At 59.7% G+C, this 9,197-nt stretch carries 9 protein-coding genes and 1 pseudogene; 8 read left to right on the top strand and 2 right to left on the bottom strand.

The window, feature by feature from the left end; all coding sequences use genetic code 11:
• On the top strand, positions 1 to 446 hold a 446-nt coding region (locus tag AC1DMK_RS30540), incomplete at its 5' end, for an ISAzo13 family transposase (protein ID WP_477863975.1).
• On the opposite strand, the gene AC1DMK_RS30535 is transcribed toward AC1DMK_RS30540, so the two are convergent.
• Both AC1DMK_RS30535 and AC1DMK_RS30530 read right to left on the bottom strand, forming a co-directional pair.
• Positions 419 to 691 carry a hypothetical protein gene (locus tag AC1DMK_RS30535; RefSeq protein ID WP_477863974.1) on the bottom strand — a complete coding sequence of 91 codons (273 nt, stop codon included), beginning with the start codon at positions 689 to 691 and terminating at the stop codon, positions 419 to 421. The genes AC1DMK_RS30540 and AC1DMK_RS30535 overlap by 28 nt on opposite strands.
• A 223-nt stretch (positions 692 to 914) precedes the next feature.
• Positions 915 to 2,024 carry a histidinol-phosphate transaminase gene (locus AC1DMK_RS30530; RefSeq protein WP_477863973.1) on the bottom strand — a complete coding sequence of 370 codons (1,110 nt, stop codon included), beginning with the start codon at positions 2,022 to 2,024 and terminating at the stop codon, positions 915 to 917.
• Positions 2,025 to 2,144: 120 nt separating this feature from the next.
• Between AC1DMK_RS30530 and AC1DMK_RS30525 the strand changes: the two genes are divergently transcribed.
• The 7 genes and pseudogenes from AC1DMK_RS30525 to AC1DMK_RS30495 form a co-directional block, all read left to right on the top strand.
• On the top strand, positions 2,145 to 2,915 hold the full coding sequence (locus AC1DMK_RS30525) for a glucose 1-dehydrogenase (RefSeq protein ID WP_037063048.1): 771 nt from the start codon (positions 2,145 to 2,147) through the stop codon (positions 2,913 to 2,915).
• A 308-nt stretch (positions 2,916 to 3,223) separates the two neighbouring features.
• The gene (gene hisD, locus AC1DMK_RS30520) at positions 3,224 to 4,552 is read left to right on the top strand and encodes a histidinol dehydrogenase (protein WP_037063050.1); all 1,329 of its coding nucleotides are present in this window, start codon (positions 3,224 to 3,226) and stop codon (positions 4,550 to 4,552) included.
• A gap of 3 nt (positions 4,553 to 4,555) precedes the next feature.
• Positions 4,556 to 5,569, top strand: coding sequence for a zinc-dependent alcohol dehydrogenase (locus AC1DMK_RS30515; protein WP_477863972.1), 1,014 nt, complete (start codon positions 4,556 to 4,558; stop codon positions 5,567 to 5,569).
• A gap of 47 nt (positions 5,570 to 5,616) precedes the next feature.
• Positions 5,617 to 6,357, top strand: coding sequence for a histidine utilization repressor (hutC, locus tag AC1DMK_RS30510; RefSeq protein ID WP_477863971.1), 741 nt, complete (start codon positions 5,617 to 5,619; stop codon positions 6,355 to 6,357).
• Between the two features lie 41 nt (positions 6,358 to 6,398).
• A complete protein-coding gene (locus AC1DMK_RS30505) occupies positions 6,399 to 7,691 on the top strand; it encodes a hypothetical protein (RefSeq protein ID WP_477863970.1) in 1,293 nt (430 codons plus the stop codon).
• A gap of 1 nt (position 7,692) precedes the next feature.
• The gene (locus AC1DMK_RS30500; protein WP_477863969.1) at positions 7,693 to 8,838 is read left to right on the top strand and encodes an alpha-hydroxy acid oxidase; all 1,146 of its coding nucleotides are present in this window, start codon (positions 7,693 to 7,695) and stop codon (positions 8,836 to 8,838) included.
• A gap of 171 nt (positions 8,839 to 9,009) precedes the next feature.
• Positions 9,010 to 9,197: pseudogene (locus AC1DMK_RS30495) on the top strand (IS5/IS1182 family transposase); the annotation flags it as partial.

Genomic DNA, 9,197 nt, shown 5'->3' with positions numbered 1-9,197 from the left:
CGATCCGGTACTGGCTCGATCGCATGGGACGAGAGCGCTATCCCAAGGCACGTGAACTGACCGTCACGGCCGATTGCGGCGGCTCAAACGGCGCGCGCGTCAGGCTATGGAAGTTGGAATTGCAGAAACTGGCCGACGAGACCGACTTGGTCCTTCACGTCCACCACTATCCGCCCGGYACCTCCAAGTGGAACAAGATCGAGCACCGCCTGTTCTGCCACATTACCCAGAACTGGCGCGGTCGCCCGCTCGAAAGCCGCCTGGCCGTGGTTGAACTGATCGGCGCCACCACGACAAAGGCCGGCCTCAAGGTCGAATGCGCCCTCGACACCCGCACCTACCACAAAGGCGTCAAGGTCTCCAATGCCCAGATGGCAAGCCTCGACATCACCGGCGACGCTTTCAATCCAGAGTGGAACTACACCATCACCCCAAGAAACACGTAGCGGTTATTCTGCGAACTGTCCTTAGCGCGATCAGAGGAGTTGTTCGGCGTTGTCCACTCGGCGGCGACAATAGCGGCCACGGTGATATCTGAGCGAATTTGCGCAGCTAGGCACTGCCACAACAGCAGAGGTGCGGCTGGGCTTTTCGTCTTGTCCGGACCGATCTGCAACACACCGTCACGACTACGAAACGGAGCCTGCCCATGTCCGATCCTGCGCAGCGACTGCTGTGCAGGATCGGACATGTTTTCGAGGTTGCAATGACAAGTCGCAGCATGTCACCAGGACGGCGATTACGATTTTCATATCCACTCCCACTGCAACAGGTGGGTCGAGATCGCTCGCCGTGCCGGTGATGGACGCAAACGCAATTCATCGAAGCTGGTGCAACGATGCCCGTATCGACTTTTCCTCAGTTGGTCCCGCGAGAGTCCTCGATGGACAGGTAGAGGTGTCAAAAAATGTCGCTCAGGCTTTCAACACGGTGGCGAGTACGCGCAGGAAATGGTCGTTCTCGTCCACGGAGCCGATGCTCGTGCGAATAAAGCGCTCGTAACCCTTCTGTTTCCAGGGTTTGACAATCACGCCTTCGCGCAAAAGCTGTTCGGCCAGATCGACCGCGTTGGCACCGCAGTCAAAGAACAGGAAATTACCCTTCGATGGCGCGACTTTGAGATTGAGAGCGCTGAGCCTGTCTGCGACGCGCTTGCGTTCGCCGAGTGCCAGTTCGACCGTCCGCCGCAGGTGGTCCGTATCCGCAAGTGCTGCGATCGCGGCATGCTGGGCGATGGCGTTGGTATTGAACGGCGTGCGTACCCGGTCGAAGAAGTCACGGAGCTCGACGTTGGACGTGATGCCAAAGCCAATTCTCAAGCCGGCGAGGCCGCGCGCTTTTGAGAATGTTCGTAGCACAACCCAGCTCTTTTCGGTTCCCGCGAGCATTTCGGCGGCTGAAGGATAATCCTCCCCATAAGCATATTCGGCGTAGGCTTCGTCCACCACCAGCAGCGTCTCGCTATCCAGCACAGCGATGAAATTGGCGAACTCAGCGGGGTTGAGCCAGCAGCCGACCGGGTTCATCGGATTGGCGAACATGATCATCCGGGGCTTGCGCTTCGCCGCTTCGATCAAACCTGCGACATCCACGGTCAGGTCTTTCAGAACCTCGATGCGCTCCACCTTACCACCCATCAATGCTGCATAATCTTCATGGAGCGGAAATGACGGATAGAGAGTGGTGACGGTATCGTCAGGCCGTACGACAGCACGGCATATCACGCCGATCAGGTCTTCGGATCCGTTTCCAAGAATGAGCTGGTCGGCCGCAACGTTCAACGCGCTGGAAATCGCTTCGCACAACTGCCGGCCTTTCGGGTCCGGATAAAGCCGCACCAGATCGTGTAACCTGCCCTCGAAGCTGAGAGCGCCATCCGACGCTCCGAGCGGGTTTTCGTTGGAGCCGAGTTTTGAAATCGACTTCGGCTGATAGCGCTGGCGTACCTCGTCGAGCGTGAGCCCGGAATTGTAAGGCGGTATGCCAACAACCTCTTCACGAATCAGCTTTCGCGCATCAGACATGTCCATCTCCTGGTTGGAACTTCACCCGGACCATAGGAGCAATTTTTTGACCTGTCGATATATGTATAGACATAAAATTAGAAAGCTGCTTGTATTCCCAAAACACGAGAGGAGATCATGATGACCGGTAGTCGCTTCAGCCTCGAGGGTAGAGTTGCAGTCGTCACAGGCGCGAGCCGGGGTCTTGGTCAGGCGATCGCGCTTGCCCTCGCTGACGCCGGAGCCGATGTTTGCATCACGGCCCGCAGCGCAGGGTCGCTTGGCGAAACGCGGGACGGGATCGAAGCGCGTGGACGAAAGTGCTTTGCCGCAGCTCAGGACGTCAACGATGTGCGGTCGATAGAACGCACGCTCGATCAATTCGCGGCGGCTGCAGGTCGCATCGACATTCTCGTCAACAACGCCGGAATGGAAAAGGTCGCACCCTCGCTCGATGTCGATGAGAAGCTCTGGGATCAGATCGTCGGGACGAACCTCAAGGGCGCGTTCTTCTGGGCTCAAGCGGCTGCAAAGCGCATGTCGACGCAGCCCCAAGGCGGCAACATTGTCAACCTGTGCTCCCTCACCTCCTTTGTCGGCATTCCCACCGCTGTCCCCTATGGCTCGTCCAAATCCGGCCTGCTCGGCATGACAAAAGCGCTGGCCGCCGAATGGGCCGCTTCGGGAATACGGGTCAATGCCGTCGCTCCCGGATACTTCCGCACGGCGATGACCGAAGGCTTTTACGACGATGGCGCGTGGCAATCGCGCATGCTGGAGAAGATTCCACAAAGGCGGTTTGGTGACGCATCCGACATCGGTGGCGCCGTCGTGTTCCTTGCCAGTGACGCAGCAAGCTACATCACCGGCCATTGCCTCCCTGTCGATGGCGGTTTTTTGGCCTCCATTTAAAAAATAGGCAGAGAGAATTAGAAACCATTTGATACGGCATGCATGCACATGTATATACATGCTAAGACAAGTAAGAAAAGTGGAACAACGAAGCCATAGGCTTCAACTGGCCAAGCGTCGCGCACCGCCTGGCTTTGGATACGCACAAAATCAAAAGGGGAGCCTCCCCAATCATGCCGGCACCGACACCTTTGTGGGCGCTGGGAACCCTGTTCTAACACTGCCCCCGCTGAAGCGATAAGCTTGAGCGACGGCGCGCTATCGCCTGCAATTCTGCCTCGTCAACGGCCTTAAAAAGGGTATGTGTAATGACTGAAGTCTCTTTCTACGAATATTCGAAGCTCAGCTCGGAAGAGAGAAACGCGCTTCTCGGCCGTTCGGAAACCGATATTTCGGGCTTCATCGAAAAAGTCAGGCCGATCCTCGAGGCTGTCCGTACCGAAGGCGATCGCGCCGTCGCGCGTTTTGGCCGCGAGTTGGACAAGGCCAACATCTCCGAAACGAACATAAAGGTGACGGAGGCCGAATTCGACGCGGCTTTCAACCTCGTCAGCGAAGATGTAATCGATGCCATCAAGTTCGGGATCGAGAATATCCGCGTCTTCCACGAAGAGCAGAAGCCCGAGGCCATGTGGCTGAAGGAAATTCGCCCCGGCGCATTTGCCGGTGACCGCTTCACGCCGATTCAGTCGGTCGCCCTCTATGTTCCGCGCGGGAAGGGCTCCTTCCCTTCGGTCACCATGATGACCTCGGTCCCTGCGGTCGTAGCCGGCGTCCCGCATCTGGCGATCGTGACGCCGCCGGCATCCGATGGCAGTGTCGACGCCGCAACACTTGTTGCCGCGCGTTTGGCAGGCGTCGACACGGTCTACAAGGTGGGCGGCGCGCAGGCCGTGGCGGCGGTCGCGTATGGCACCGAGACCATCACGCCGGCGCTCAAGATCGTCGGCCCCGGCAGCCCCTGGGTCGTGGCCGCCAAGCGCACCCTGGCCGGTGTCATCGATACCGGACTACCCGCCGGCCCATCGGAAGCGATAATCTTTGCCGACGACACGGTGCATGGCGGCCTCGCCGCCCTCGATCTGCTGATCGAGGCTGAGCATGGCCCCGATTCATCCGCCTATCTCGTCACCCACAGCCGCCGTGTCGCCGAGGAAGCTCTTGCCGCCCTGCCGGAACATTGGGCCCGCATGAGCGAGCAGCGCGTGAACTTCTCGAGCGAGGTTCTCACCGGCAAGTGCGGCGGTATCGTGCTGACGTCGTCGATCGAGGAAAGCTACGCCTTCGTCAACGCCTATGCCCCGGAGCACCTGGAAATCCTGTCGCGCGACCCGTTTTCGCATCTCGGACAGATCACCGAGGCGGCCGAGATCCTGATGGGCCCCTATACACCGGTCAGCATCGGCAATTTCTGCCTTGGTCCAAACGCGGTGTTGCCGACCAGCCGTTGGGCACGCACATTCGGCCCGCTTTCGGTTACCGACTTCGTCAAGCGCAGCTCGATCGGCTACGTTACGGCGCCAGCCTACCCGCTTTTCGCCGCCAATGCCCATAAGCTGGCGGTTTATGAAGGCTTCTCCTCACACGCCAACGCCGTTTCGCCCGTGCGCGATGCCTACCTCAAATTTGGAGGCTGACCGATGAAGGCGGTGCGTCTTTACGATGCGATGGACTTGCGGGTCGAGGAGGTCGATAGACCTCTTCAGCCGCCGGCCGGCTTTGTCAACATCGACGTGAGAGCGGCAGGCATCTGCGGCTCGGATCTGCACAATTTCCGCACCGGACAATGGATCTCGCGGCGGCCGTCGACGGCAGGTCATGAATTCTGCGGCCGCATCTGTGCGATCGGTGATGGCGTGGAAGGGCTTTCGGTCGGCGACACTGTTGCAGCGGACTCGCGCGTCTATTGCGGCATCTGCCCTGCCTGCGCCTCCGGCCGAACGAATGTGTGCGAAAACCTCGGCTTCGTCGGCGAAGTCTGCGACGGTGGCTTTGCTGAGCAAGTGCAACTGCCGGCAAGGCTGGTGATACACCACGAACCGTCGCTCGACCCACGGGTCGCGGCGATGGCCGAACCGCTCGCCGTTGCCCTGCACGCTGTTCAAAGGCTGCAGGTACCATCAGGCGAACCGGTGCTTCTGATCGGCTGTGGCACCATCGGCGGCCTGAGCGGTCTGTTGCTTTCGCGCCTCCACGACGGCGACCTGCTGTTTGCCGACGTGAAGGCCGATCGCGCCCGGATGGTTGCCGAAATCTGCGGCGGGACCTCCATCGATTTGGCGCCGGCAGAGATTGCCGCAAGTCTGCAGGGAAGAAGGCTGCGCTACGCATTGGACGCGACCGGAAGCACAAAAGCGATTGGCCGGACCATCGACCTGCTGTCGGGCGGTGGTGCGCTGGCGCTTGTCGGCATCAGCCATGGACGTCTGGATCTCGATCCCAACATTCTGGTGGAGCGTGAGATCGCGCTGCTCGGCTGCCATGCCTACGAGAACGAACTGGCGAAATCCGTTTCGTTGCTGCCGCAACTGCAAAAAGAACTTCTGGAATTCAGCGACGTCCTGACATCCCTGGACGAAGTGCCGGGTGCCTATCAGCGCCTGCTCGACGGACAGACGAACAAGCTGAAGACCATCGTCCGGATCGCCGAATAGAATGTCACTCGGATGCGGATTGGTCTTTTGAAATGGAGCCTAAGAATTTGAGTGCACTTTCGGACTCTGCTTCTCCGCTCTACGAGAAGGTCAAGGATTTTGTGCTCGCCAATATCGGGAGCGGTAAATGGGGGCACAACAGCCGGCTGCCGTCGGAGCATGAGCTGGTCTCCTCGCTCGGCGTGTCGCGCATGACCGTCCACCGCGCGCTTCGGGAGCTGACCTCGGAAGGCTATCTGCATCGCGTACAGGGTGTCGGAACATTCGTCGCGCCGCCAAGAGCACAATCGACACTGATCGAAATCAGCAACATCATCACCGAGATCAAGGCGCGCGGCAGCAGACATCGGGCCGAGATGATCGTGCTCGAGCGCATCGAACGTCCGGAACCGGAGCTGCTTCTCGCATTCGAGTTCAATAGAAAGCAGCCTGTCGACCATTCCCTCGTCGTGCACTACGAAAACGACGTTCCCGTGCAACTGGAGGAGCGATACGTCAATACGGCGTTGGTGTCGGACTATCTGGCACAGGATTTCACATCGATCGCCACCTACGAATATCTTCAGAGCTGCACGCCCATGACCGAGGTCGAGCATCTGATCAGCGCGCTGCCGGCCACGGCCGAACAGGCGCGGCTCTTGCACATGCGCGAGGGCGATAGCTGCCTCGTTCTTTATCGAAAGACCTGGACGGGCCCGACGATCGCCACCGTCAACACATTCACCCATGTCGGCAGCCGCTATTCGCTGGGCAGCCGATACATGGCCCCCGCCAAGAAGAACGCGTGACAACCGCAGGCCACGCCCATCCCAATCGAAGAGCAGAGTTCATGACCGACAATACAAGCAGGACAGCGACAATCAGGGATCACGCCAAGAAGCGCGATGGCGTCGCCGAAATGCTGCTCGTCGGCCTTCTCCATGATCTGTTTCAGGTGAACGCCACCAACGTGGCGATCAATTACGATCAATACAGCCTGAACTCCCTGAACGGCTTTTTCGACGACGGCGATCAGCAATACTTCTTCAAATTCCATCAGGAAGAAGGCGAAGAAGCGATGAGCGGTGAATATTACCGAGCCGACATTGTCGCCCGGGCCGGCCTGCCCGTTGATCAACCCCTCATGATGTCGACGCTGCCCGGCGAGCAGATATTGGTTTACAAACGAAGGTCAGACCCGCGTTTTTCCGACGTTCTACGTGCCCTTGATGCCGCGCATGACGAGCGGTCGGCAAAAGAGGCGGTCGCCGCCGAGGAACGACTGAACCGGACAGTCCTTTCGGTCTACCTGAACACCCTGCATCCCGTCACGGAGGGGCAGGTCAGCGGCGAGCCCGTGCACCGACTCTTCCACGACCGCCTGATCACTGCACTGGACGCCGTCTATCCCGGCGGACGCCTTGCGAGCTTCTATGTGGGGAAAGGCTTCACCTTTCCCGGCGCCACGCTCTCCTGGGAGGAGTTCGCCGCGGCACGCTTCGTGATCGGTGGTATCGAGTACGAACGGACGATCGGCGAACTTTTCGACGCAGCTTACGGCCGGCTGGCGCCGTCGCGACTGGCCGATGCCGGCGGCGTCACCGCCCATGGCGACGCCCATAATGCCAATGTCTGGTACTCCCGTCACGACGATCGGGCTGACCTGTCGTTCTTTGACCCCGCTTTCGCCGGCGAGCATATCCCGACCCTTCTCGCCGAAGTGAAGACGACGTTCCACAACATCCTCGCCCACCCCTTCTGGCTCTACGACCCGGCCGTCGCCGAGGAGAGGTTCAATGCAACGGCACGCTATGAGAACGGTAAGCTCTTTGCCGATTTCGATTGGCAGCTGAGCCCCGTTCGCCAAGCTCTGCTTGACGTGAAGGCCACGGCCATGTGGAAACCGCTGCTGCAAGACCTCAAGGTGAGAAGCATGCTTCCGGCCGATTGGCGCGACGTGGTGCGACTTGGCCTGTTCCTGTGCCCGACACTGGTGATGAACCTGCGCGCAGGTGCCACCACGCACAATCCGACGTCGTCGCTGATCGGCTTTTCCGTTGCGGTCATGACCGGCAGCGAGCCTGTTGCCGGCGATGATGTGATCACCCGCTTCTTTGACATGATCGATCCGGAGCGGAATTGACATGACCATCGTCAATATCGATGATCTTCGCCTTGCCGCTTGCCGCCGGCTGCCGAAGATCTTTTTCGACTACATCGACGGAGGCTCATTCGCGGAAGAGACGCGCTCGCGCAACCGAACGGATTTTGCGGCGCTCAGGCTGCGGCAGAGCGTTCTCGGCGAGAGTGCCGAACCGGACCTGTCGACGTCCTATCTTGGCCGCGAACACCCCCTCCCCTTCATGCTCGGTCCGGTGGGCTTCCTCGGACTCTATGCACGAGACGGAGAACAGAAGGCTGCCAAGGCGGCCCACGCCGCCGGCATTCCCTTCGCCTTGTCGACCTTTTCCATCGCTTCGCTTGCTGATGTCAGGCGTGTGACGGCAGGCCCGCTGCACTTTCAGCTCTACGTCCTCCGGGACAGGTCGCTTTGCGACGAGCTGATCGCAAGCGCGATCGAAGCGGGGGTCGACACCCTTTATGTCACCGTCGACACAGCCACTACCGCCATTCGCGAGCGCGATGTTCGCAATGGATTTCGATCCCTCACGCGGGTGAGCCCGCGGATGCTCCTGAACCTTGCCAGGAAGCCTGGCTGGCTATTGGATGTCGCCGCGCGCGGCATGCCCGGCGTTAGGGCCGTGGAGCATCGCCCGGAATTCGGCAAAGGCGCGCTGGAACAGGCGGCCAACCTGTCCCGAGGGATCGACAAGAGATTATCGTGGAAGGACATCGCCTGGCTGCGTAAGCGCTGGAAAGGCAAGCTCGTCATAAAGGGCGTCCTCAACGCGGAAGACGCCATGAAGGCACGCGAAGCCGGCGCCGATGGCGTCGTGATCTCAAACCATGGCGGCCGGCAGCTGGATGGCGCGACCAGCACCATCGCGGCATTGCCCGGCATCCGCGCGGCCGTTGGCGCCAATTTCACGTTGATGCTCGACGGGGGCATCCGAAGAGGCACCGACGTCATCAAGGCGATCGGACAAGGCGCCGATGGCGTGATGCTCGGGCGCGCTTACGCCTACGGCCTTGCCGCCAACGGCGAACGCGGCGCGGCCGCGGCGATATCCATCCTTGCCCGCGAAATCTCGATCAGCATGAGTCTGATGGGTGTGAATTCAATAAGGGAGTTGAAGGAGAGAGGAGCGGAGTTCGTCTTCAAGGAGTGAAATACCCATCCTCCGGTCGCGCAATAAACGCGATTGGAATAGGGATGTTTCGGCCAGGTCGATCCGCGATGATAATTTGTTGCGGTCACGGCATTAAGGGTTTGCAACGTCTAGGAGCCTGTCCGAGTAGTCACTGTTCAATTGTGTGCGAGTCTGATTCAATCTTTTGCCATGAGCAAATTTTTTCGCCCCTGGAATATCGATCAGACACTGCTTCTTCCGCCGAGCGTGCAGGACTTCGTGCCGAAAGACCATGTCTCGCGGTTCATCGTTGAACTGGTGCGTGAGAACCTTGATCTCAAGGAGATCACGGACAGCTATGTGAGCGGGCTCGGGCAGCCGCCGTTTGACCCGCGGAT

This window comes from Rhizobium sp. 05L419 (assembly GCF_056397845.1).
This window is presented reverse-complemented; position numbering and strand designations above follow the sequence as displayed.

What these genes read in the sequence shown, in the direction of transcription:
- AC1DMK_RS30535 (WP_477863974.1), bottom strand. Translation starts at nt 691, where the DNA reads ATGTCCGATCCTGCACAGCAGTCGCTGCGCAGGATCGGACATGGGCAG.
- AC1DMK_RS30530 (WP_477863973.1), bottom strand. Translation starts at nt 2,024, where the DNA reads ATGTCTGATGCGCGAAAGCTGATTCGTGAAGAGGTTGTTGGCATACCG.
- AC1DMK_RS30525 (WP_037063048.1), top strand. Translation starts at nt 2,145, where the DNA reads ATGACCGGTAGTCGCTTCAGCCTCGAGGGTAGAGTTGCAGTCGTCACA.
- hisD (WP_037063050.1), top strand. Translation starts at nt 3,224, where the DNA reads ATGACTGAAGTCTCTTTCTACGAATATTCGAAGCTCAGCTCGGAAGAG.
- AC1DMK_RS30515 (WP_477863972.1), top strand. Translation starts at nt 4,556, where the DNA reads ATGAAGGCGGTGCGTCTTTACGATGCGATGGACTTGCGGGTCGAGGAG.
- AC1DMK_RS30505 (WP_477863970.1), top strand. Translation starts at nt 6,399, where the DNA reads ATGACCGACAATACAAGCAGGACAGCGACAATCAGGGATCACGCCAAG.
- AC1DMK_RS30500 (WP_477863969.1), top strand. Translation starts at nt 7,693, where the DNA reads ATGACCATCGTCAATATCGATGATCTTCGCCTTGCCGCTTGCCGCCGG.